This is a genomic window from Ruegeria sp. BG5 (genome assembly GCF_056538425.1).
Genome location: NZ_JBQFTC010000005.1, coordinates 188,850 through 211,960 on the forward strand (window position 1 = coordinate 188,850; position 23,111 = coordinate 211,960).

The window sequence follows — 23,111 nt, forward strand, 5'->3', positions numbered from 1 at the left end:
TTCTATAAGCGGTCCGATTGTCAGACAGGAGCCCGCCACATGCGTTTCGCCCATCGTCACCTTCTTGGCATCGAGCATCTGTCGCAATCCGATATTACCGCCATCCTCGATCTGGCCGAAAAATATGTCGATCTGAACCGGCAATCCGCCAAACACTCGGACGTGTTGTCGGGGCTGACGCAGATCAACATGTTCTTTGAAAACTCGACCCGCACGCAGGCCAGTTTCGAACTGGCCGGTAAACGTCTGGGTGCGGATGTGATGAACATGGCGATGCAGGCCAGTTCGATCAAAAAGGGTGAAACGCTGATCGATACAGCGATGACGCTGAACGCAATGCATCCCGATCTGCTGGTGGTGCGGCATCCGCATTCCGGCGCGGTGGACCTGCTGGCGCAAAAGGTGAACTGCGCCGTGCTGAACGCCGGGGATGGCAAGCACGAACATCCCACGCAGGCTCTGCTGGATGCGCTGACCATCCGCCGCGCCAAGGGCCGCCTGCACCGTCTGAACATCGCCATTTGCGGGGATGTCGTGCATTCGCGCGTGGCACGCTCGAACCTGATCCTGCTGGGCAAGATGGAAAACCGCATCCGCCTGATTGGCCCTCCGACGCTGGTGCCCGCGCAATTCGCCGAATTCGGGGCCGAGATTTATGACGATATGGCCGAGGGTCTGCGGGACGTCGATGTGGTCATGATGCTGCGCCTTCAGAAAGAGCGGATGGATGGCGGCTTTATCCCCTCAGAACGCGAATATTATCACCGCTACGGTCTGGACGCCGCCAAACTGGCGCTGGCCAAACCCGACGCCATCGTCATGCATCCCGGCCCGATGAACCGGGGTGTCGAGATCGACGGAACCTTGGCGGATGACATCAACCGATCCGTCATTCAGGAACAGGTCGAGATGGGCGTCGCCGTCCGAATGGCCGCCATGGAACTGCTGGCCCGCAATCTTCGCGAGGCCGCATGAGCGATCTGACCATCGCCCCCCATGAACACGGCGTGATCCGCCTGTTCACGCTGGACATGCGCCCCGAAGAGGCGAAGTTCCTGCGCGAGCCGGGTGCGGCGGATCAGGTTCTGGGGGTCGACGGGCTGGACCCGGATCAGATCGACGTCTTTCCGGTCTCCGACCTCGAAGACCTCGGGCTATATGGCTATCTGAACGACGGTTGTGGCGTGTCCGAGGATCAATTGGACCGCACGACGCTGGACGCGGTCGAGGGCTGGGTCATGGTCCTGCGCAGCGCCGCGTTCCACGGGCGCCCCGCGACGCTGACCCCCGATCCCCGCCTAAAGCTGATCGGCCTGTTCACGGAAGAGGCGACAAACTGGACCGGCGGCGCAATCGAAACGGACAGCGCCAAACCCTTCTCGGCCCCGCAACATGCGGGCGATGGGGGCAAGGCGTCGCGCCGTATGGGATCGGCTTTTCTGGCCCTTGTCCTGTTGTTGGCCGTCGGAGGTGCCCTGTGGCTGATCCTGTGATCTTCGCGCCCGACAAGGGGGCCTATATCCGCACCAACGCATGGCTCGCCGCCGCAGCCATGGCTGGCGCGATGATCATTCTGTGGCTGATCGGCAACCCCTATGTCTGGACCGGAGCCCCCGCTGGCCTCGCCGCAATCGGGTTGCGCGCGTGGTATCTGGCCTCCGAGGAACTGTACGCCGCGTGGGAAATGACTGAAACCATGCTCACCGGCCCCGGCTCGCGCAAAGTTGCGCTGAACCAGATCGAGGCTGTGAACACCATGGGCAGCTTTGTCCAGCTTGTGACCAAGGGCGGCGACAAGCATCTGATCAAGTACCAGGCGGACCCCGCCGCCACCAAAGCCGCCATCGAAAGGGCCCTGCCATGAGCACCGTTCTGTTTACCAACGCCCGCCTGATCGACCCGGAAAGCGGCACAGACTCGATCGGGTGGCTGCATGTTGCGGATGGGCGCATTGTGGCAAAGGGCGACGGCGAGGCCCCCACCATCGACGGGCAGGTCATCGATTGCCAGGGCAAATGCCTTGCCCCCGGCATCGTCGATATTGGCGTCAAAGTGTGCGAGCCGGGCGAGCGGCACAAGGAAAGTTATAAATCCGCCGGGCAGGCAGCGGCGGCAGGTGGGGTGACCACGATGGTCACGCGACCCGACACCTCACCCGCGATCGACACGCCCGAAACTTTGGAATTTGTAACCCGCCGCGCGCAGGCCGACACTCCGGTCAATGTGCTGCCCATGGCCGCGCTGACCAAGGGCCGTGAAGGCCGCGAAATGACCGAGATCGGGTTCCTGATGGACGCGGGCGCGGTGGCCTTTACCGATTGCGACCATGTCGTCACCAACACCAAGGTCTTTTCGCGCGCGCTGACCTATGCGCGGTCTTGCGGCGCGCTGGTGATTGCGCATCCTCAGGAACCGGGCCTCAGCGCCGGGGCGGCGGCAACCAGCGGCAAGTTTGCAGCCTTGCGCGGGTTGCCTGCGGTTTCGCCCATGGCCGAGCGTATGGGGCTGGACCGCGACATTGCATTGCTGGAAATGACCGGGGCAAAATATCACGCCGACCAGATCACCACCGGCCGTGCCCTGCCCGCGCTGGAGCGCGCCAAGCGCAACGGGCTGGATATCACCGCCGGGACCTCGATCCACCATCTGACGCTGAACGAACTGGACGTGGCCGACTATCGCACCTTCTTCAAGGTCAAGCCGCCGCTGCGGTCCGAGGATGACCGGCAGGCAGTGATCGAGGCGGTGCGAACCGGCCTGATCGACACGATCAGCTCGATGCACACGCCGCAGGATGAAGAAAGCAAGCGCCTGCCGTTTGAAGAGGCGGCATCCGGAGCCGTCGCGCTGGAGACGCTGCTGCCTGCGGCCCTGCGCCTGTATCATTCGGGTCAGCTGGACCTGCCGACCCTGTTCCGGGCAATGACGCTGAACCCGGCGAAACGGCTGGGTTTGGACAGTGGCCGTTTGTCCACAGGTGCGCCTGCCGATCTGGTGGTGTTCGATCCTGATATTCCCTTTGTGCTGGACCGGTTTACACTCAGGTCAAAATCACAGAACACGCCGTTTGACGGGCAGAGGATGCAGGGTAAGGTCATTGCAACCTATGTTGCCGGCAAAGAAGTCTACCGGAGAGCCTGATGCCCTTGATTGACAGTACGACAACCCAGCTCATCCTGTGGGCGGCTATGGGCTATTTGCTGGGGTCGATCCCGTTTGGACTGATCCTGGCCAAGGTGATGGGGCTGGGCAATCTGCGGCAGATCGGGTCGGGCAATATCGGCGCGACCAACGTTCTGCGTACGGGCAACAAGGCTGCGGCCGCGCTGACGCTGCTGTTCGATGCCGGAAAAGGCGCGGCGGCGGTTCTGCTGGCGCGGGCCTTTGCGGGGGAAGACGCCGTGCAGGTGGCTGCGCTGATGGCGTTTCTGGGGCATTGTTTCCCCGTCTGGCTGGGCTTCAAGGGCGGCAAGGGCGTGGCAACCTTTCTGGGTCTGTGGCTGGCGCTGGACTGGCGGGTCGGGGTGGCGTGCTGCCTGACCTGGCTTGTGGCGGCTGCCATCTGGCGCATCTCATCCGTTGGCGCGCTGGCTGCTGCGGCCTTGTCCACCACATGGGTCGTGGTTCTGACCGATGGATCGAGCTTTGTTCTGGGGATCATCCTGACGCTGCTGGTCTACTGGCGTCACAACGCCAACGTGGCCCGGATCAAAGCCGGGACCGAGCCCAAAATCGGAAAGCCGTGACCGCCACAGACGCGTTTCTTGCCGCGTTTTTTGCGTTGCCGCTGGGCACGTTCACCGGACACGCGCAAGGCGGGCGGTACGTTGTTTCGCGTCAGGAAATGGCGGGCGGCAAGTCGCATAAACTGGTCGCGCATCAGTTGGACGGCACCGATTACATCAGCCTGAACTTGTACCAGACCCGCAACAGCGGCGCGTTGCTGCGCCCCTGCGAAATGCCCGCCGAGAAGGTGGTCGCCTTTGTTCTGGCACTTTGCCCAGATGCATGAGTCGACTGCATTTTTGAACAGACCCTCTTCACCTTCGCACAATCACAATTGATTGTTTTGAACGTGAACAACCCGCTTCCCACCTGAGATTTCGTGACGGTCAATTACCGGCCGCACAGGACAAAATCCCGGGTGTGCATATCGCAATTGCAGTGAGAACGCGCAGCCCATTTCACGAAAGGTGAAGCTATGAACACGTTTAAATCTCTGATCGGTGGCGTTGCCCTGTCTGTTGCTCTGGCAACTTCGACCCTGGCCGCAGGCGTTGAAATCAACGCAAGCTCGACCGGACTGGCGATGCAGGGCTATGACCCGGTTGCCTATTTCACCGAAGGCGAGGCCACCAAGGGCGATTACCGTATCACCACGCTGCACGATGACGCGCTGTACCGCTTCTCGTCGGAAGAAAACAAAGCCGCGTTCGAAGCCAACCCCGAGGCTTACCTACCCGCATATGGCGGCTACTGCGCGTTTGGCGCGGCCATGGGCTTCAAGTTCGACGGTGACCCGAACCACTGGAAAATCGTCGACAACACGCTGTACCTGAACCTGTCGAAAGACATTCAGGAACGTTGGGAAGGCGACATCCCGGGCTTCATCGAACAGGCCAGCGCAAACTGGGAAAACATCGCGGACAAAGCGCCTGCAGAACTGCAGCAATAATCCGCTTAAAAACCAACGCATGTCGGCGGCAGAGTGATCTGCCGCCGACATGTCATTTGAAGCCCTTGGCGCACACCCTATCTCTTTTTGACAGACAGACCCGGATTTAACGGGCGCAGGCCGGTCAGATCGACCGACATTCAGTACGGAAAATGTAGCAAACGATGATCCGGCCCCGGCTTCGGATCGTAACAGCTTGTACACAGGCGCAACCTCAGGCCTCTGGCCGCTGCGCTCATTTTGCGAATGAAAGGATCAAAAGATGACTGGGAAATTGGCGCTCATCGCAGCTGTATCCACTTTGGCGGCAGGGTCGGCCATGGCGCAATCCTCGGGCGACTGGACCGGGTTCTACGGCGGCTTGCAGCTTGGTTATATTGACGTTGACACCAGCCTCTCGGGCGTGGACGGAGACAGCGCGCTCGGCGGCATCGTTCTGGGCTACGACTATGATCTGGGCGACTGGGTCGTGGGTGGCGGCTTCGATTATGACTGGGCGGATGTCGATCTGTCTGGCGCGGCCACGGTCGAGGATGTCTGGCGCATCAAGGCGCGCGCCGGGTACAAAGTGACCCCTCAGGGGCTGCTTTACGGTGTCGGGGGCTATGCCGAAGCCGGAACCGACAATCTGGGCAGCGACAGTGGCTGGTTCATCGGCGCGGGCTATGAACAGATCGTTGCGCCCAATGTCAGCATCGGGGGCGAGTTGCTGTATCACGAGTTTGACGATTTCAACTCAACCGGCGTGGATGTGGACGCCACCACGTTGCAATTCCGGGCGACCTATCGGTTCTGACGACGGCGACATAGAAAACGGGACCCGGCGTCATTCGCCGGGTCTTTGCGTTCAGATATCCAGGATCGTACTGCCCGTGGTCTGACGCGCCTCAAGCGCGCGGTGCGCATCGGCGATCTGGTCCAGCGGAAAGCGCTGGTCTATGTGGATTTTGACCTCTCCACCTTCAACCTTGCCGAACAGCCGCCGCGCCATGGCCTGACACACCGTATGATCCCCGATATGGGTGAACAGGGTCGGTCTGGTGATCTTGAGCGATCCCTTTTGCCCCAGAATCCCGATATCCACCGGCGGCACGGGCCCCGAGGCATTGCCGAATGAAATCATCATGCCCAGCGGCTTGAGGCAATCCAGCGACCCCTCGAACGTGTCCGCCCCGACCGAATCCATCACCACATCGACGCCTTTGCCATTGGTGATCTCAGTAACGCGCTCGACAAAGTTTTCAGAGCGGTAGTTGATGCAGTGGGCCGCGCCGTTGAACTGGGCCAACGAACATTTCTCATCGGTACCGGCAGTGCCGATCAGGGTAATCCCCTCGGACTTGGCCCATTGGCAGGCGATCAGGCCGACGCCCCCGGCAGCCGCGTGAAACAACACAGTATCGCCGCGCCGCAAAGGCGTGGTGCGGTGAAACAGGTATTCGACCGTCATGCCCTTCAGCATCATTGCAGCGGCGGCGTCGAAGGTGATGCCGTCAGGCAGCGGACAGACCTGCGCGGCTGGCATCACCCGCGCCTCGCAATAGGCACCGGGCGGGGCGGCGGCATAAGCAGCGCGCTGGCCGGGTTCCAGATGGGTTACACCCTCGCCCACCGCTTCGATCACACCTGCGGCCTCCATGCCCAACGCATGGGGCAGCTCCAGCGGATACAGGCCCGTGCGCTGGTAGACGTCTATGAAGTTCAAACCGCAGGCATGATGGCGGATGCGAACCTCGCCGGGGCCGGGATCGCCCAACGACCTGTCTTCGATCTGCAATACCTCGGTTCCGCCAAATTCCTGGATGACGACTGTGCGGGCGGTGTGCTGCATTCTGACCTCCTTCTGCCTGTGCCCAAGCTATCACGCCTGCGCGACAGGGCAATCGGCGCGAAACGCATCCTCGTGATTCGCGGTTATCGAAAACTGTGCTATAGTTGCATCAGGCGTTGCCGGCTGGTCCGGCCACGGGCAACCCCAAGCCGGATCCATTCCGCGGCGCATCTTCGCCAAGGAAAGGGAACAAGATGGCAAAAACAATCGGTAATCCGATCAGCTGGGCAGCCCAAAGCCTTGGAGCGACCAGCGATCACGTTACGGAAAGCGTCTCGCGCATTGGTAGTTCGGATGTCCGCCACCTGCCAATGGTCCAGACACTCACGATTCAGGATCTAAAGGCCTGTCTGAGGGCCGGGTACAACGATTTTCTGAAAACCCGGGCGGACGCGATCTTTATCGTGCTGATCTATCCGATCGCCGGGCTGCTGATGTTCGGCTTTGCGATGAACCTGAACCTTGTGCCGCTGCTCGCCCCGCTGGTTGCAGGTTTTGCGCTGATCGGCCCGGTCGCCGCTGTTGGCCTGTATGAGATCAGCCGCAAGCGCGAAGAAGGCGGCGAAGTCCATTGGCTGGACGCATTCGGCGTCTTCCGGTCACCGTCCTTCGGGGCCATTCTGGCGCTGGGTTTCTATCTGGTCATGCTGCTGCTGGTCTGGCTGATGGTCGCGCAGAGCATCTATGTGCAGACCCTTGGCCCGGAACCCCCAACCTCATTCGGGGCGTTCGTGAGCGAAGTTCTGACCACGGGGGCCGGATGGACGATGATCATCTTCGGAACCGCTGTCGGGTTTGTCTTTGCCCTGTGCGCGCTGGCCGTCAGCGTTGTCAGCTTCCCGCTGTTGCTGGATCGCAAGGTGGGTCTGCCGGTCGCGGTCGTCACCTCGGTCCGCGTTTTGCGTCACAATCCGGGCGTTGTGTTGTGCTGGGGCTTCATCGTGGCCGCGCTGCTGGTTTTGGGCGCAATCCCGATGCTGCTGGGTCTGATCGTGGTGATGCCCGTTCTGGGCCACGCAACCTGGCACCTGTATCGGCGCGCGGTTGCGTGACCTGATTTGGGGGGCGCGGGTCAGCCCGCGACGTTCAGAACGATCTTGCCAATATGTTGCGAGCTTTCCATGTGCGCATGGGCCGCCGCAGCCTCGGCCATAGGGAACTCACTGTCCATAACTGGCGCGACCTTGCCTGCGGCCAGCAAGGGCCAAACAGCTTCGCGCAAATCCTGCGCGATCCTCGCCTTGGCCAGATCGCTTTGCGGGCGCAACGTGCTGCCGGTCAGCGTCAGTCGTTTCACCATCATCAGGGCAAAGTTCAACTCGGTCACTGGACCTTGCAGAAAGGCGATCTGGACCAGCCGCCCATCCTCGGCCAGAGCCTTCACATTGCGCGGGATATAATCACCGCCCACCATGTCGAGGATCAGGTTCGCCCCGCCTTCGGCCCGCATGACACCGACAAAATCCTCATCTTTGTAGTTTATCGCCTTTTCGGCCCCCAGTTTCAGGCAGGCCTCGCATTTCTCAGCGGACCCGGCGGTAGCGAAGACCCGCGCGCCAAAGGCATTGGCCAGTTGGATCGCAGTGGTGCCGATCCCGCTGGACCCGCCATGGACCAAAAACCGATCTGCCGCTTTCAGGCCACCGCGCGTGAACACGTTGGACCAGACGGTAAAGAAGGTCTCGGGCAGGCAGGCGGCCTGTTTCATGTCCATCCCGTCCGGCACCGGCAGGCAATGCGCGGCAGGCGTGGCGACATATTCCGCATATCCTCCACCGGGCAGCAGCGCGCACACCTTGTCGCCCAGCGACAGACCCTCGACGCCCGAGCCCACGGCCACAACCTCGCCCGACGCTTCCAGCCCCGGCAAATCGCTGGCGCCGGGCGGGGGATCGTATGCCCCGGCGCGCTGCAGGGCGTCCGGGCGGTTCACCCCGGCATAGGCAACCTTTAGAACAACCTGCCCCGCCTCGGCTGTGGGGATCGGGCGTTCCGTCAGCTTCAGAACGTCGGGGCCGCCGGGCTGGCTGATTTCGACAGCGCGCATCATCTGGGTCATGGGCAAATCTCCTTTGCCCAATGCCTAGCTGTCAACCGGCCAAAGGCCAAGCGTTGACTACTTGCGAGGGTTCAACAGACCCGGCAGATCGGCCCGCATCTTTACCGGAGCCTTCACATGACCGGCCAGCCAGTTCGGCACCGCCAGAAACGGCTTGAACAGCGGATTACTGTTCACCTGCGCCTTGAGCTTTTCGAACTGCATCACGTCGCCAATGCGTCGGTCCAGAAACTCCCACGTTTTGTGGTGATCGGGCGAATCGTCCCCCAGCCAGAACAGCAGGGTCGAGGAATAGACCCCCGACAGCGTCGCCCGCTTGGTGTACCAGTTCACGTGATCCGATGTATCGCCCAGCGCATCCCATATCAGATCGCAGGTCTGCCAGACCGCCTTGGCCCCCTCGCCCGCATGTATCGGCAGCGAAAATAGCGTCATACCCCGGCGGACCAGTTCCTTATCCTCGACCGCTTCCAGCCGGAACCGAACGGCAGCGGCGACCTTTTCGCGGAACTTAAGCGCGCTGAGGTCTTCGGACTTGATCCGGTCCAGCATCATCTGATCGCCGCGCGCATGATAGGCCAGCGCCAGATCAACCGCGCCGCGCGGGCAGATCGCCCGGGCCAGACCGTCATCCAGATCGCAATCGGCGATCGCCGCGCGAAAGCTGGTTTCGGACCAGCCGTCAAACGGCACGTGGATCAGCATCGCGTCCAGAAGTTGCTGTTTTGCGTCTTCATAAGTCACTGTCATGGCGGTTCTCCGGTGTTCGGGGCCAGTACTAGACAAGTTAGAACGGCTTTGCTATACGGCCAACTCCTGCAATTTCCTTGCAACTCTATCTAGAAAGGTGGTGACAACCACATGCAGGTTAGTGTTCGCGACAATAACGTCGATCAGGCGCTTCGTGCCCTGAAGAAAAAGCTGCAGCGCGAAGGCGTGTTCCGTGAAATGAAGCTGAAGCAACATTTCGAGAAACCGTCCGAGAAAAAAGCGCGCGAGAAGGCTGAAGCGATCCGCCGTGCCCGTAAACTGGCACGTAAGAAAGCACAGCGCGAAGGTTTGCTCTAAAACCTTTGGTCTCGTCCAGCTTTGGATGACACTATTTGACGACCCCCGAGGCATCGCCCGGGGGTTTGTCGTTTTCAGGACCGGTCTCATTTCGCCGACTCGAACATGGCGGCTGTGCGGCAAGCTGCCATTTCGCCCCCGGCAGGATTTTGCCCGGCATTTTGCAGCGCAACGAATCCCGCATCGGTAGCGCGGGCCTGCCCAAATTCGCCTGATTGCTCAGCGCCGCTATCGGCCGCGTTGCGGGTCTTTGTATCAGCCTCCCGTCACCCAAGACGACACATCAAAAAACGGAGGCTACAATGTCGACTGCAAGCAATATCGAGCGAGAAATGCTCGCGCTGATCAATCAAGAGCGCACATCCCGCGGACTGAATCCGCTGCAATTGGAAACGCGGCTGAACGCATCATCCGAGGATCACAGCGAATGGATGCTGGATCGCGATATCTTCAGCCATACCGGTTCGGGCGGGTCCAGCGCGACACAGCGGATGGAGGATGCCGGATTCGATCTGTCGGGTAGCTGGCGCACGGGCGAGAACATCGCCTGGCAATCGGAACGTGGTGCGCCGGGGATCAGTGACGATGTCGCACAGCTGCATCAGAATCTGATGAACAGCCCCGGCCACCGCGCCAACATCCTGAATCCGGATTTCGAATATATCGGGATCGGTATCGAGACCGGGGACATGCAAGGCTTTGACGCCGTGATGGTCACACAGAACTTTGCCACCACGGATGGCACGGTTGTGCTGGACACGGGCTCGGCCCCGACCCCGCCACCTGTCATCCCGGATGTCCCGGACGCACCGGATACGCCCGACGCGCCTGATACGCCAGATCTACCAGATACTCCTGACGTGGCTGATACACCCGACACACCCGACACACCGGACGTGGTTGATACGCCAGACGTGACCGACGACCCGGACACGCCGGTCGAGCCTGAAACACCTGATGTGGCGGAAGACCCCGACGCGCCGGTCGCGCCCGAGGACCCCGACGTTGCCGAGCAACCCGATACGCCCGAGCCCACGGATGAATACACCTTTGACGTCGAAGCGTTCCTTGCTGCGATCGAGCAATTCGTGAACGAAGTTCTGGCCTTGATCGACGACTTTGACTGGATCGACATCGAACTGCCGGACACACAGACCGTAGACGCCGGAACGGACAACGACCTGCTGCTGATGCCCGACCCAAGCACCGACAACACACCTTCGGACCCCATGGCGGACTTGGGCGATGACGATGACATGCTGGTGTTCACGCCCTTTGAACCGGGCTGCATGATGGACGCTGCCTGATCGCGAAAAAATGATGTGGCGGGGCCCAACACGCCCCGCTTCTGCGCGAGTTTCTGCACAGACCCCGACAATGGCTGGTAACAATTCGCTCAGCCGGCGGAACAGCCCGACCTGCGGCTTTATTTCGCCAAAGTCTCGCCACTAATGTCCCCACAAAATTACACAATCAACCGGAGGCAGAATCATGTCCAGCGCCAGCAATCTTGAACGTCAGATGCTCAGGCTTATCAACGAAGAACGCACAAAACGTGGCCTTAATCCTCTGCAACTTGAACTGCAGCTGAATGAGTCTGCCGAGGACCACAGCGAGTGGATGCTTCAAAGGGATATCTTCAGTCACACCGGTGCTGGCGGATCCAGCGCCACACAACGGATGCGAGACGCAGGGTTTGACTTCACAGGCAACTGGCGATCCGGCGAAAACATCGCGTGGCAATCCGAACGGGGCGCCAGCGGGGCCGCTGATGATGTCGCGCAATTGCACCAAAGCCTGATGGACAGCCCTGGCCACCGCGCCAACATCCTGAATCCCGATTTCGAATATATCGGCATCGGGATCGAGATCGGGAATTTCCAGGGCTGGGACGCTGTCATTGTCACCCAGAACTTCGCGCGCACATCCGCTCCGGTGCAGTTGGATACTGGCACCTCGCCCGGTCCTGTTACGCCCAAGCCTAGCACTGTCTCGCCGGGGACTGTCGGGGATAGTCAAGACGATATCTTTGTCTTGGCAGCAGGAACTGCGGGGCGACTTGAAGGCAAAGGCGGCAATGACACTTTGACCGGCCAAAACGGAAGGGACGTCCTCGTCGGCGGGTCCGGCCATGACAACCTGAAAGGCCAAGGCGGTAACGACAGAGTATACGGCAACTCTGGCGATGACACGCTAGGCGGAAACAATGGCGCAGACCTCCTTGACGGTGGGCATGGCAATGACAGAATTTTCGGCGGGTATCAGAACGACCGACTGTTTGGAAGTTTCGGATCTGATACACTGGATGGTGGACGAGGGTCGGACACACTGGACGGCGGAAATGGTAACGACGTACTGAAAGGTGGAACCGGTTCGGATATTCTCAGGGGCGGACAGGGCAATGACACGCTGGTCGGGGGCGGCGGTAACGATATTCTGGCCGGTAACGTCGGCAACGACATAATGACTGGCGGGGGTGGCGCGGACAGTTTCGTGTTCAGGCCAGGCACTGACCGGATCACCGACTTCCAAGACGTCGATAGGATCGTCCTTAAGTTTGCCGACCCGATAACCGGCTACTCTGACCTCAGGAACAACCACATGACCCAATCCGGCGACGACGTTGTGATCAATGACGGTTTGGGCAACAGGCTGATACTTGAGGATACACTGTTGGCCGATCTCGGCCGGGATGATTTTATCTTCTGATCACCCCCAACACCCAAACAAGAAACGCCCCAAACATGGGGCGTTTCGTTTCAATAGATTTTGGGAACGTGAAGCTCGTCCGGCAGGACGCGGCGTTCGTAGTCGGGGTTGTAGCGGCGATCCGGCAGGTTGACCTTTTCCTGCGGCACATCCGTGTAGGGGATCTTAGTCAGCAGATGCTCGATACAGTTCAACCGCTCGCGTTTCTTGTCGTTGCCTTCAACGATGTACCACGGCGCCTCAGAGATGTTGGTGCGGAAGAACATATCCTCTTTGGCCTTGGTGTAGGCCTCCCAGCGGATGCGGGATTCCAGATCCATAGGGGACAGTTTCCACTGTTTCATCGGGTCGTGGATGCGCATGAGGAATCGCAACTGCTGTTCCTCATCCGTGATCGAGAACCAGTATTTCAGCAGGATGATCCCCGACCGCACCAGCATCCGTTCGAATTCGGGAACGTCCTGAAAGAACTGTTCCACCTGATCTTCGGTGGCAAAGCCCATGACCCGCTCGACACCCGCGCGGTTGTACCATGAGCGGTCGAAGAACACGATCTCTCCGGCGGCGGGCAAATGCGGGACGTAGCGCTGGAAATACCACTGGCTCTGCTCGCGGCGGCTGGGTGCAGGCAGGGCAACCACGCGCGCAACACGGGGATTCAGACGCTGGGTGATCCGTTTGATCACGCCCCCCTTGCCCGCGCTGTCGCGGCCTTCGAACAGAATGCAGACCTTGGCGCCGGTATGCTGCACCCAATCCTGAACCTTGATCAGCTCGGCCTGAAGGCGCAGCAGGTTGCGGAAATAGACCTTGCGGTCCAGCATGTCCGGATGCTGATCCTTGTAGATCTTGCGGACTTCCATCGACAGCATTGGCTCGCTGAATTCGATCTCGAAATCTTCGTCCAGCGTGTCTTCCAGTTCGGCTTCCAGCCAGTCTTTGGGGGCGTCATCGTTTTCATATGCCAAAGTCTGTTCCTTTTTGGTCATCGGGTGCGGACCGTATCGGCTGTGTGTAACCGCCTGATGTCATCGGACAAATTGATGACACGATGAGCCTGCCCGAACCTACACCGGGTCCGGGCGGCTTTGCGACCCTTTGCACAAGTTTGACCCGCGCGGGCCGGGGATACAAGCGTCAGAATTGCCGCAATCTGAACAGCTTGACCCAAAAAGCAGGTCGGAAATCTTGAGTCGGTCTTGCATTTCTGTACATCACTGAGGTCGTTGACATGAAGAGATAGAATTGGCGTACGTATTTTCCATTCTTCCCGCGATCTGGCCCTGGTTGATCCTGATTGCAGCGCTGGTCACAGCGGTGTCGGGGCGCATGAGCGTTGGTTTGGCGTTGTTGGTGTTGTTTGCCAGCGTCGCCTCGGTCACAGACCTGATGACGCCGCTGGCGGTTGCAGTTGTCGCGCTGGGGCTGATCGGCGCGCCCATCCTGCCCCGCCTGACGGGATGGGGTGCGGTTGTCGGGCACGTGTTGCTGATCCTGTGGTGTCTGGCCCTGGGGGCGCATTTGATACCCGGCTTCAACAACCTGCGCGTTCTGGATGCCGTTCATGCCGGAGCAAACAGCGCCGCATTCACGATGCATCTGAACCTCGACAAACCGATGGTGGTGTTCGCGGTCCTGCTGGCCTGGCCGGGGATGCTTGGGGTCGCACGTAAAACCAATGTCGCGCTGCTTGCCGCCGGGTGTGCTTTGCTGCCGTTGCTGATAGCGGCTGCTGTAGTCTCTGGCGCGGTTCAGCCGGAAATGGGCCTGCCGCCGTGGTGGTTGCTCTTCGCGCTTTCAAACCTGTTCCTGACCTGCATCGCGGAAGAGGCGTTTTTTCGCGGCTACCTGCAATCCATCCTGAGTTCCAAACTGGGAACAGCCGGAGGGATAGCTTCGGCGAGCCTGCTGTTCGGGCTGGTCCATTCCGGCGGCGGTCCGGCCCTGGTGGTCTTTGCGACGCTACTTGGTGTGGGCGTGGGCAGCGCCTATGCCGCTACGGGTCGGCTGTGGGTTCCGATTGCGATGCATTTTGCGTTCAATTTCGTGCATCTGGCGTTTTTCACCTATCCGGGTCCGGCCTGAGGCCTAAACCGGCAGGGCCGTGGTTTTGAAAACGGTCCGCAGGGCAAACGAGCTCTGCATCTGCGCCACACCCGGAAGACGGGACAGATATTGGCGGTGGATGCGCGCAAAATCCTCGGTGTTTTCGGCCACAACTTTCAACAGGTAATCCGCCGTCCCGGCCATCAGATGGCATTCCAGCACATCCGGAATGCGGGCCACGGCCTTTTCGAACGCGTTCAGAACCTCTTCGGCCTGACCCTGCAATGTGATCTCGACAAACACGGTTGTCGGCACATTCATCTTCCGGGCGTTCAGCAACGCAACGTAATTTCGAATGTACCCTTCAAGTTCCAATCGCTGTACGCGACGATGGCAAGCTGACGGCGACAGATTCACCATCTCGGACAGGCCCGCATTCGAAAGGCGGCCGTTCTTTTGCAGAGCGGCAAGAATCTTACGATCAGTCGTATCCAAGCTCATTCACGCACATCCATTGCAAGGTTTTGCCCTATTGCAGGAGATTCTTTCGAAAGAAAATCCATTGGCGGGCATTGTTTCACAAAAATTGCGTAACGTAATGCACATAATTTGAGCAGTTTATGAACGGAGAGCCAAAATGAAAATCGGTTGCCCCAAGGAAATCAAACCTCAGGAATTCCGTGTCGGCATGACACCCAACGCCGCACAGGAAGCCATCGCGCGCGGCCATGAGGTCATCATCGAAACCGGCGCAGGTCTGGGATCCGGCTTTGCCAATGAAGATTACGTGGCAGCCGGTGCCAGCATCGTCGACACCGCAGCCGAGGTGTTTGCAACGGCGGACATGATCGTCAAGGTCAAGGAACCGCAGGCGGTCGAGCGCAAGATGCTGCGCGAAGGCCAGCTGCTGTTCACCTATCTGCACCTGGCCCCCGATCCGGATCAGACCCGTGACCTGCTGGAGTCGGGCTGCACCGCGATTGCCTATGAAACCGTGACCGACCGCAATGGCGGCCTGCCGCTGCTGGCCCCGATGTCCGAGGTTGCCGGTCGTCTGGCCCCGCAGGTCGGCTCGTGGACGTTGCAAAAGGCCAATGGTGGCCGCGGCGTTCTGATGGGCGGCGTTCCAGGCGTTGGCCCGGCCAAGGTTGTGGTGATCGGCGGTGGTGTTGTTGGCACGCACGCAGCCAAGATCGCAGCAGGTATGGGCGCGGATGTCACCATCCTGGACCGCTCGCTGCCGCGTCTGCGCTATCTGGACGACGTCTTTGGCCGCACCTTCAAGAACCAGTACTCGACCGCTGGCGCGACGGCTGAACTGATCCAGACCGCCGACATGGTTATCGGCGCGGTTCTGATCCCCGGTGCCGAAGCACCCAAGCTGGTATCGCGCGCGCAACTGTCGACCATGAAGCCCGGCGCAGTTCTGGTGGACGTGGCCATCGACCAGGGCGGCTGCTTTGAAACCTCGAAGGCGACCACCCATGCTGACCCGATCTACGACGTGGATGGCATCATGCACTATTGCGTTGCCAACATGCCAGGCGCGGTTGCGCGGACCTCTACCATCGCGCTGGGGAACGCAACGATGCCGTTCATGCTGGCACTGGCCGACAAGGGCTGGAAGCAAGCGTGTCAGGACGATCCGCACCTGCTGAACGGTCTGAACGTACACGCCGGTCAACTGACCTATTATGCGGTTGGCAAAGCTCTGGGCATTGATGTCGTCTCTCCCAACGTTGTCATCAAGTCCTGAGTTCTCCCGCCGCTGAAAGCGCCCGCTGATGCGGGCGAGTTCCAGCGTTGGGCCAGGCCGCGCCTTCGGGCGCGGCTTTTGCGTTTTTGGCGTATCGTTCCGCACAACAGAAAAGGCGCCGCACGAAGGTGCGGCGCCGGGCCCAACGGGAGGAGGGCATTTTGAATGCCCGAACGACGGGCGGGAGGCCTTAGCCCTGTTTCTGGATCTCCACCGAATGCGGATAGGGGATCGACACGCCCTTGGCGTCGAAGGCTTCCTTGATCGTCTTGGTCAGTTCGAACTTCACATCCCAATAATCCGCTGCCGCGCACCACAGGCGCGCCGTCAGGTCAACCGAGCTGTCACCCAGATTGGTCACACGCACCCAGGGTTCCGGGTCCTTGTGAATGCGCTCATCCGCGTTCGCAACGTCCAGAATGATCTTCATCGCCTCATCGGCGCTGTCACCATAATCAATCCCAAAGACCAGATCGACGCGACGCGTGTCATGGGCCGAGTAGTTGGTGATGACCGAGCCCCAGGCCTGCCCGTTTGGCACAATGATCTGCACATTGTCCGGCGTCACCAGCTCGGTCGTGAACAGGTTCAGGTCTTTGACCGTCCCGGCTGTTCCGCCAATATCCACGTATTGGCCCAGCTTATAGGGCCGGAAAACCACCAGCATCACGCCTGCGGCCAGATCGCTGAGTGTCCCTTGCAGCGCCAGACCAATCGCCAGCGATGCAGCACCCAGAATGGCGACGATGCTTGTGGCTTCGATCCCGAAAATCCCCAGCACAGCCACCAGGACCATCGCCAGAATGGCCCATTTGACCAGGCTGGCCATGAAATTGCCAAGCGTCGGGTCAATATGCGGGGTCGCGTTGATCCGACGCCGCACGACGCCAGCAATCATACCCGCAACAATCCAACCGATGATCAGAACGATCAGTGCCTTCACCGCGTTCATGATCACAGGCGCAAATGCACCCACCTGTGTTACGACCTCATCCACGCGCATCTCCTTTGTCCAACAAGAAACCCGCGTCTTATGCGCGGGATTGGCCAAATTGTGAGGCAAAACCGCGTTTTGGTCTAGGTGCGAGTTGCGCGGGATTTCCCCGTTGTTCACCAGCAAACAGGCGCTGACCGGCTTTGCACACTGGCAGGGGCTTTCAAGATCGCGCTGTGCTGCCTAGGTTTGACGATATCCAAAACAGGAGCCCCCTCAATGCTGGATGCCGAAACACACCCGATCATGACCCGTTGGCCTGCGCAGTTCCCTGACAGAATCCAACTCTATTCCTTCCCCACACCAAACGGCGTCAAGGCGTCGATCATGCTGGAAGAAACCGGCCTGCCTTATGAGGCGCACAAGGTCACTCTGGCCGATGCCGACGTGAAAAGCCCCGCGTTCCTGTCGCTGAACCCCAACAACAAGATCCCTGCGATCATCGACCCCAACGGCCCCGATGGCGAACCCTTAGGCCTGTTCGAAAGCGGTGCGATCCTGCTGTATCTGGCCGAGAAAACCGGCCAGTTCATAGGACAAACCGCAGCGGACAAGCATCGCGTCACCCAATGGCTGATGTTCCAGATGGGCGGCATCGGCCCGATGTTCGGGCAGCTTGGATATTTCTACAAATTTGCTGGCAGCGAGATCGAAGACCCCCGCCCGCGCGAGCGTTACGTGAACGAAGCCAAGCGCCTGCTGAACGTGCTGAACACCCAACTTGACGGGCAGGACTGGATTGCCGGTGAGTACTCGATTGCCGATATCGCCATCGCACCCTGGCTGCGCGGGTTGGACTTCTACGGCGCCAAAGACCTGCTGGGATGGGATGACCACGCCCATCTTGCGCCCTATCTGGAACGGTTTCTGGACCGACCTGCGGTGCAAAAAGGACTGGTTACACCTGCACGTGACTAAGTGAACGCAACTGGTGGATGCCCGTCACAGGCATCCACCGGATGTTTAACCTTAGCCCGGCAACTTGCCGGTCAGGACATAGCGCAGGATCTCCACCACCTGTCGGGGGTCTTCCGCAACCGCCAGGGCGGCGGCATCGACCTCTTTCAGGGCATGTTGGTGATCGGGGCCGTGCAGCACGATCAGTGACTTGCCCAGCGCGGCGGCATAGCCCGCGTCAAAGGCCGCGTTCCACTGTTTGTACTTGTCGCCAAACCGCACCACGACCACATCGGCATCCGCGATGCCCTTGCGGGTGCGGATGGCGTTGACCATTGCGCCCTTGTGGTCATGCCAATACTTGTTCGGCTCGGCCCCAAGGATGGCGACCCCGCAATCATCGCTGGCGGCATGATCGGTGACCGGGCTGTTGAACGTGACATCCAGCCCCTGCGCCCCTTCAATGATTTGCTCACGCCAATCGGTGTGGATTTCTCCGGAAAGATAGACATTCAGGCCCATGGGTGCCTCCTTTGATTTCTTGCTGCGACCCTAGTTCGAAAGGGCGCGCAACCCAAGGGGTCGCTCAGAACGACAAGCGCCAGAATACCGGCTGATCGTACCGAGCCACCCTGCGGGCCGCACTGCGTTGCTTGCTGCCCAAAAAGGGCGGAGTTTCGCGCGTTGGTTCGAACCCGAAACTGCGGGGCAGTTTGGTGTAGATCGACCGCGGCGGCATCCGGCCCCAGGTGATCGCCTTCAGCTTTGCGCCCGGACCGGGCTGATGCATCCAGACGGTGCGCACGGCAAATTCTTCGCGCAGCAGCATCAGAACCGCCAGCATCATCACCTCAGCCCAGATTTTCGCGTATTTCCGCCGCAGCGCCTGCTCATATTCCGAGGTCAGCCGCAATTCGCGCGAGCGTGGCGCGCGGTTTTCCAACCGTTGCCGCGCACGACCGACAAAGCGCAACCAGTCCGATTGAACCTCTTCAATCAGGCAATGGCCGCTGGTCAGATCGACGTCCAGACGGCACCAGGCAAGGGTCGGACGACCTTCGGTCCGGACCGGATGCCAGCAGCTTTGATATGCACCAACAGCACAGCGCTGTTCGTATTTCCACAGCAGCGCGGCATGTTCGGTCGGGAACCCCAACTGCACGACAAGGTTATGCGCCTTGCGCGTAGTCTGCTCGCCAGACCAGCAGTCGAAGCTGAGGCAGAAATCCATCCACTGGGATTGATAGGCAACCTCCAGCCCCGACAGCGCAGCCGGGCTCAGACCGTCAAACCGCATTGCACGGTCCGCATGGGCCACCGCCAGCACATCATGCCGCCGCAGCACGCCACCGCACTGTGCAACCATCGGTGCCAACAGCGGGCGTGACAGCAAACGGGACAGTCCCGATTGCTTCAGGGTCGAGACCGGGGCCTCGGCATCCATGACCTGGCCAAGCAACCATGGGCTCTGCCGGTCGGGATAGTAAGGAAAGGGCATCTCTTGCGGCAGAATCTGCCGGATCATCGAGATGTCTTGGCGTTTCATGACAGCTCTCCAACGGGAAACACACCCGCCGAAGACCCGGCGGGCAATCAGATATGGGGCATCGCTTGCGCGGGGCTGGGATCTGGCATCTGGCAGACTCCGAAGTTTGATTGCGTCAGGGGGCCGGATGTAGGGGCCGAGGGTGATTCTGCTCAACCCTTTGTTTCGAGGCGCTTTCAGGTGTTGCCGTTTCGCCACAATAAAAAAGCGCGCCGGATGGCGCGCTTTTGTCGGGTCATGTCGGAGACGGTCAGCCGCGCAGAACGCCGCCTGTGGCCTTGGTGACCTTGGCGATGATCTTTTCAGCCACCGCTTCGATGTCTCTCTCCTTCAGCGTCGCATCCGTCGGCTGCAAACGCACGGTGATGGCCAGCGATTTCTTACCCTCACCCACACTGCCGCCAATGAACTCGTCAAAGACGCGCACATCCTCGATCAGCGCCTTGTCCGCACCTGCCGCTGCGTTCACCAGCGTCAGCGCCTCGACGCCTTCATCCACGACAAAGGCAAAGTCCCGCTCGACCGCTTGCAGGTCACGCAGTTCAAGGGCTGCACGGGTGGCACCGGATTTGCGCGGCAGCGGCACCTCATCCGGCCAGATGGTAAAGGCCATCGCCGGGCCCTTGATGTCCATCGCCTGCAACACGCGCGGGTGCAGTTCACCAAAGACGCCCAATACCTTTTTTGGCCCCAGACAGATCTTGCCGTGACGGCCCGGATGCCACCAGGCATCGCCATCGCGCAGAACCTGCACCTTGGCGGGCGCGCCAATGGCGGCCAGCACCGCCTCGGCATCCGCCTTGGCGTCGAATACGTCCACCGGGCGCGAGGCTCCGTGCACGTCCTTGGGCCCGCTACGACCGACCAGCAGGCCAGTGATCTGGGTTTTCTGATCGCCGGGCTCGCCGTCATGGAAGACCGGACCAACCTCGAACAGGGCCACATCTGCGTAACCACGTGCCTGATTGCGGGCAGCGGCCTGCAACAGACCGGGCAGCAGATCGGGGCGCATATGGCTCATCTCGGACGAGATCGGGTTTTCCAACTGCGTCGCATCATCGCCACCACCAAACAGCGCCGCCGAGGCCTGATCGATGAACGTGTACGAGACGCATTCGTTATAGCCCAGCGCAGCGCAGGTGCGACGCGCCATTGACTGGCGACGCTGTCCCGGGGTCATCACCGGCTTGGGGATACCATCGGTCACGCGCGGCAGCGGCTTGCCCTGCAGCTTGGTCAGGGATGCAATCCGCGCGACCTCTTCCACCAGATCGGCCTCGCCCATGATGTCGGGCCGCCAGCTGGGCACATGCGCCATCTCGCCCTCAAGGCGGAAGCCCAGGCGGGTCAGGGTCTGGCGCTGCTCGCTCTCGGCGATGTCCATCCCGACCAGAGACTGCACCCGCGCCGCATCCAGCTTGTAGGCCCGCGCGTGGTTCGGCGCTTTGCCCGCCTGAACCACGTTCGACGCCTCGCCACCGCAGATATCCAGAATCATCTGCGTCGCGTGTTCCAACCCTTCCAGCGTGTAGTCCGGGTCAACACCACGTTCGAACCGATAGCGCGCATCCGAGTTGATCTTAAGCGCCCGCCCGGTCAGAGCGATCTGCACATGATCCCAGAACGCGCTTTCCAGAAAGACGTTCACAGTCTCTTCGGTACAGCCGGTTTCCTCACCGCCCATGATACCGGCGATGGACTCCGCGCCCTTGTCATCCGAGATCACCATCATGCCCGGCTGCAGCGTGTATTCTTTCTCATCCAGCGCCACCAGCTTTTCGCCGCCTTTGGCGCGATGCACCCGCAGGTTGCCCTGTACCTTGTCAGCGTCGAACACGTGCAGCGGGCGGTTGTGGTCGAAGGTCATATAGTTGGTGATATCCACCAGGGCCGAGATCGGACGCAGCCCGATCGCCTTCAACTGGTCCTGCAACCACTGCGGGCTAGGGCCGTTCTTGACGCCACGGATCAGACGCCCGGTGAAATGCGGCGCACCATCCAGCGTGTCATCGTCAATCGTCACCTTGATCGGGCTGTCGAAATCGCCGGGCACCGGCGTGTAGTCCCGCTGTTTCAGCGTCCCGATCCCGCGCGCGGCCAGATCGCGGGCAATCCCCTCGACCCCCAGCGCATCGGGGCGGTTCGGAGTGATCGCGATCTCGATCATCGTATCGACCTTGGACGGCTCATTCTCGGCCAGCCAGTCGACGAACCGGTCTCCGACCTCGCCCGAGGGCAGCTCGATGATGCCGTCATGCTCGTCCGACAGCTCCAACTCACGTTCCGAGGCCATCATGCCAAAGCTTTCAACGCCACGGATCTTGCCGACGCTGATGGTCAGGTCCAGACCGGGGATATACATGCCCGGTTTGCAGACCACGACGGTGATGCCTTCGCGCGCGTTGGGGGCACCGCAGATGATCTGCAACTCACCCTCATCCGTGTCCACCTTGCAGACGCGCAGCTTGTCGGCGTCGGGGTGTTTCTCGGCATGTTTCACATAGCCCAGCGTAAAGCCTGCCAGCCGATCCGCCGGGTTCACGATCTCTTCGACCTCAAGGCCAAGATCGGTCAGCGCCTCGGCGATCTCATCAACCGAAGCGTCAGTGTCGAGGTGGTCTTTCAGCCAGGACAGAGTGAATTTCATTGCTCAGGGCCTTTTTTGGCAGATATCCAGTCGGCACAGGCAATGGCAAAGAATGCGCCGGGGTGCAAGCGCTGCGCGTCACGGATAGCTGGGGGTGCGGCCCAAAAGCTCATCCAACTGCCGCCCGATCCAGCCATGCGGGATGAAATGCCCGCCGGGATGGGTGTCCAGCACCACATGGCCTTTCGCGCAATCGCTCCATTCCACCCGGCTGAGCGTCAGGATCGGCACCACGCTCCAATCCCCGGCCGGGGTCGCTCCGTTGCAGTTGTACTTTTCCCGCCACAGCGCCACCGGATAGGTGGTGTCCCCGCCCGGTCCAAAGGGGAAATCCATCACCGTGTCACCCGTCCCATGCACATGGCGCACCTGACGCGGGGCCTGCGGGCAGTGCTCGGTCTGACGGATGGTTCCGGCCACGCCCAGCAGCGCGGCGATGTCGTCGCCCGACTGGCAGGCAAAACGCCACGCCATCGCGCCGCCAAAGGAATAGCCCGAGACATAGATGCGTTCGGGATCAATCGGATAGCGTTTGGCGACGTCCTTCAACACCCGGTCGGCAAAGGGCACGTCGTCGGTGTCCGAAGTCCAGAAATCCCAGCTTTTGCCCAGCCCATTCGGGGCGACCAGCAACACACCGCGCAGCTTGGTCGCCCCGGCAATGCGCTGATGGTTCACCACCACCGTCCCCTGCCGCGCCCAGCCGTGGAAATGCAGCAGCACTGGCAGAGGCGTTTCGCCATCCCAACCCTCGGGTTCCAGCACATGGTATGAGCGGTCGCCGACCTGACAGGCAATATCGCCGTGGCAGGTCTCCACAGCAGCGGCTTGGGTGGCGGTCAGCAACAGAAGGCAGAGTAGTCGATAGATCATGCGCCCGACC

At 60.6% G+C, this 23,111-nt stretch carries 25 protein-coding genes; 15 read left to right on the top strand and 10 right to left on the bottom strand.

Going from position 1 to position 23,111, the window contains the following annotated elements; all coding sequences use genetic code 11:
• Positions 1 to 39 precede the first annotated feature (39 nt).
• The 8 genes from ACR0KX_RS15830 to ACR0KX_RS15865 all read left to right on the top strand — a co-directional run bounded on the left by ACR0KX_RS15830 (position 40) and on the right by ACR0KX_RS15865 (position 5,471).
• Positions 40 to 975, top strand: coding sequence for an aspartate carbamoyltransferase catalytic subunit (locus tag ACR0KX_RS15830; RefSeq protein WP_480708575.1), 936 nt, complete (start codon positions 40 to 42; stop codon positions 973 to 975).
• Entirely contained in the window at positions 972 to 1,493 is a 522-nt protein-coding gene (locus tag ACR0KX_RS15835) for a hypothetical protein (RefSeq protein ID WP_170624087.1), read from the top strand. The genes ACR0KX_RS15830 and ACR0KX_RS15835 overlap by 4 nt, the downstream gene beginning before the upstream one ends.
• Positions 1,478 to 1,864, top strand: coding sequence for a hypothetical protein (locus ACR0KX_RS15840; protein WP_170624089.1), 387 nt, complete (start codon positions 1,478 to 1,480; stop codon positions 1,862 to 1,864). Before ACR0KX_RS15835 ends, ACR0KX_RS15840 begins: the two co-directional genes overlap by 16 nt.
• Positions 1,861 to 3,141 (top strand): dihydroorotase, encoded by a 1,281-nt coding sequence (gene pyrC, locus ACR0KX_RS15845; protein ID WP_480708576.1) that lies wholly within the window; start codon positions 1,861 to 1,863, stop codon positions 3,139 to 3,141. The genes ACR0KX_RS15840 and pyrC overlap by 4 nt, the downstream gene beginning before the upstream one ends.
• Positions 3,141 to 3,746 carry a glycerol-3-phosphate 1-O-acyltransferase PlsY gene (gene plsY / locus ACR0KX_RS15850; RefSeq protein WP_170522134.1) on the top strand — a complete coding sequence of 202 codons (606 nt, stop codon included), beginning with the start codon at positions 3,141 to 3,143 and terminating at the stop codon, positions 3,744 to 3,746. The genes pyrC and plsY overlap by 1 nt, the downstream gene beginning before the upstream one ends.
• Positions 3,743 to 4,012: a hypothetical protein gene (locus ACR0KX_RS15855; RefSeq protein WP_170453196.1), complete on the top strand. Its 270-nt coding sequence runs from the start codon at positions 3,743 to 3,745 to the stop codon at positions 4,010 to 4,012. The genes plsY and ACR0KX_RS15855 overlap by 4 nt, the downstream gene beginning before the upstream one ends.
• A gap of 189 nt (positions 4,013 to 4,201) precedes the next feature.
• A complete protein-coding gene (locus ACR0KX_RS15860) occupies positions 4,202 to 4,675 on the top strand; it encodes a YHS domain-containing (seleno)protein (protein WP_480708577.1) in 474 nt (157 codons plus the stop codon).
• Between the two features lie 262 nt (positions 4,676 to 4,937).
• A complete protein-coding gene (locus ACR0KX_RS15865) occupies positions 4,938 to 5,471 on the top strand; it encodes a porin family protein (RefSeq protein WP_170522132.1) in 534 nt (177 codons plus the stop codon).
• Positions 5,472 to 5,522: 51 nt separating this feature from the next.
• Here ACR0KX_RS15865 and ACR0KX_RS15870 read toward each other — a convergent pair whose 3' ends face one another.
• Positions 5,523 to 6,506: a quinone oxidoreductase family protein gene (locus ACR0KX_RS15870; protein ID WP_480708578.1), complete on the bottom strand. Its 984-nt coding sequence runs from the start codon at positions 6,504 to 6,506 to the stop codon at positions 5,523 to 5,525.
• A gap of 194 nt (positions 6,507 to 6,700) precedes the next feature.
• Here ACR0KX_RS15870 and ACR0KX_RS15875 point away from each other — a divergent pair, with 194 nt between their 5' ends.
• Positions 6,701 to 7,558 (top strand): DUF2189 domain-containing protein, encoded by an 858-nt coding sequence (locus ACR0KX_RS15875; protein ID WP_480708579.1) that lies wholly within the window; start codon positions 6,701 to 6,703, stop codon positions 7,556 to 7,558.
• Positions 7,559 to 7,578: 20 nt separating this feature from the next.
• Here the strand turns inward: ACR0KX_RS15875 and ACR0KX_RS15880 are convergent, their stop codons facing one another.
• Both ACR0KX_RS15880 and ACR0KX_RS15885 read right to left on the bottom strand, forming a co-directional pair.
• Positions 7,579 to 8,565 carry an NAD(P)H-quinone oxidoreductase gene (locus tag ACR0KX_RS15880; RefSeq protein WP_170624101.1) on the bottom strand — a complete coding sequence of 329 codons (987 nt, stop codon included), beginning with the start codon at positions 8,563 to 8,565 and terminating at the stop codon, positions 7,579 to 7,581.
• 57 nt (positions 8,566 to 8,622) lie between these two features.
• A complete protein-coding gene (locus ACR0KX_RS15885; RefSeq protein WP_170624103.1) occupies positions 8,623 to 9,315 on the bottom strand; it encodes a COQ9 family protein in 693 nt (230 codons plus the stop codon).
• 111 nt (positions 9,316 to 9,426) lie between these two features.
• Here ACR0KX_RS15885 and rpsU point away from each other — a divergent pair, with 111 nt between their 5' ends.
• The 3 genes from rpsU to ACR0KX_RS15900 all read left to right on the top strand — a co-directional run bounded on the left by rpsU (position 9,427) and on the right by ACR0KX_RS15900 (position 12,342).
• Positions 9,427 to 9,633 carry a 30S ribosomal protein S21 gene (rpsU, locus tag ACR0KX_RS15890; RefSeq protein ID WP_005614280.1) on the top strand — a complete coding sequence of 69 codons (207 nt, stop codon included), beginning with the start codon at positions 9,427 to 9,429 and terminating at the stop codon, positions 9,631 to 9,633.
• Between the two features lie 302 nt (positions 9,634 to 9,935).
• Positions 9,936 to 10,940 (top strand): CAP domain-containing protein, encoded by a 1,005-nt coding sequence (locus ACR0KX_RS15895; RefSeq protein ID WP_170624105.1) that lies wholly within the window; start codon positions 9,936 to 9,938, stop codon positions 10,938 to 10,940.
• A gap of 184 nt (positions 10,941 to 11,124) precedes the next feature.
• A complete protein-coding gene (locus ACR0KX_RS15900) occupies positions 11,125 to 12,342 on the top strand; it encodes a CAP domain-containing protein (protein ID WP_170624107.1) in 1,218 nt (405 codons plus the stop codon).
• Positions 12,343 to 12,392: 50 nt separating this feature from the next.
• Here the strand turns inward: ACR0KX_RS15900 and ppk2 are convergent, their stop codons facing one another.
• Positions 12,393 to 13,331 (bottom strand): polyphosphate kinase 2, encoded by a 939-nt coding sequence (ppk2, locus tag ACR0KX_RS15905; RefSeq protein WP_170453205.1) that lies wholly within the window; start codon positions 13,329 to 13,331, stop codon positions 12,393 to 12,395.
• A 256-nt stretch (positions 13,332 to 13,587) separates the two neighbouring features.
• On the opposite strand from ppk2, the gene ACR0KX_RS15910 reads away from it, so the two are divergent.
• On the top strand, positions 13,588 to 14,427 hold the full coding sequence (locus tag ACR0KX_RS15910) for a CPBP family intramembrane glutamic endopeptidase (RefSeq protein WP_480708580.1): 840 nt from the start codon (positions 13,588 to 13,590) through the stop codon (positions 14,425 to 14,427).
• Positions 14,428 to 14,430: 3 nt separating this feature from the next.
• On the opposite strand, the gene ACR0KX_RS15915 is transcribed toward ACR0KX_RS15910, so the two are convergent.
• Complete coding sequence (locus ACR0KX_RS15915) at positions 14,431 to 14,889, bottom strand: Lrp/AsnC family transcriptional regulator (protein ID WP_170453206.1); 459 nt, start codon at positions 14,887 to 14,889, stop codon at positions 14,431 to 14,433.
• Between the two features lie 136 nt (positions 14,890 to 15,025).
• On the opposite strand from ACR0KX_RS15915, the gene ald reads away from it, so the two are divergent.
• Positions 15,026 to 16,144 (top strand): alanine dehydrogenase, encoded by a 1,119-nt coding sequence (gene ald / locus ACR0KX_RS15920; RefSeq protein ID WP_170624109.1) that lies wholly within the window; start codon positions 15,026 to 15,028, stop codon positions 16,142 to 16,144.
• A gap of 190 nt (positions 16,145 to 16,334) precedes the next feature.
• Here the strand turns inward: ald and ACR0KX_RS15925 are convergent, their stop codons facing one another.
• Positions 16,335 to 17,141 (bottom strand): mechanosensitive ion channel domain-containing protein, encoded by an 807-nt coding sequence (locus ACR0KX_RS15925; RefSeq protein WP_170453208.1) that lies wholly within the window; start codon positions 17,139 to 17,141, stop codon positions 16,335 to 16,337.
• A 216-nt stretch (positions 17,142 to 17,357) separates the two neighbouring features.
• Between ACR0KX_RS15925 and ACR0KX_RS15930 the strand changes: the two genes are divergently transcribed.
• A complete protein-coding gene (locus ACR0KX_RS15930; protein ID WP_170453209.1) occupies positions 17,358 to 18,056 on the top strand; it encodes a glutathione S-transferase N-terminal domain-containing protein in 699 nt (232 codons plus the stop codon).
• A gap of 51 nt (positions 18,057 to 18,107) precedes the next feature.
• Here the strand turns inward: ACR0KX_RS15930 and ACR0KX_RS15935 are convergent, their stop codons facing one another.
• From ACR0KX_RS15935 to ACR0KX_RS15950, 4 genes are all read right to left on the bottom strand, one after another.
• Positions 18,108 to 18,557 (bottom strand): YtoQ family protein, encoded by a 450-nt coding sequence (locus tag ACR0KX_RS15935; RefSeq protein WP_170453210.1) that lies wholly within the window; start codon positions 18,555 to 18,557, stop codon positions 18,108 to 18,110.
• Positions 18,558 to 18,621: 64 nt separating this feature from the next.
• Positions 18,622 to 19,581: a hypothetical protein gene (locus ACR0KX_RS15940; RefSeq protein WP_480708581.1), complete on the bottom strand. Its 960-nt coding sequence runs from the start codon at positions 19,579 to 19,581 to the stop codon at positions 18,622 to 18,624.
• A gap of 250 nt (positions 19,582 to 19,831) precedes the next feature.
• Positions 19,832 to 22,228 (bottom strand): phenylalanine--tRNA ligase subunit beta, encoded by a 2,397-nt coding sequence (gene pheT / locus ACR0KX_RS15945; protein ID WP_480708582.1) that lies wholly within the window; start codon positions 22,226 to 22,228, stop codon positions 19,832 to 19,834.
• Positions 22,229 to 22,306: 78 nt separating this feature from the next.
• Complete coding sequence (locus ACR0KX_RS15950; protein WP_170624115.1) at positions 22,307 to 23,101, bottom strand: alpha/beta hydrolase family protein; 795 nt, start codon at positions 23,099 to 23,101, stop codon at positions 22,307 to 22,309.
• Positions 23,102 to 23,111 lie beyond the last annotated feature (10 nt).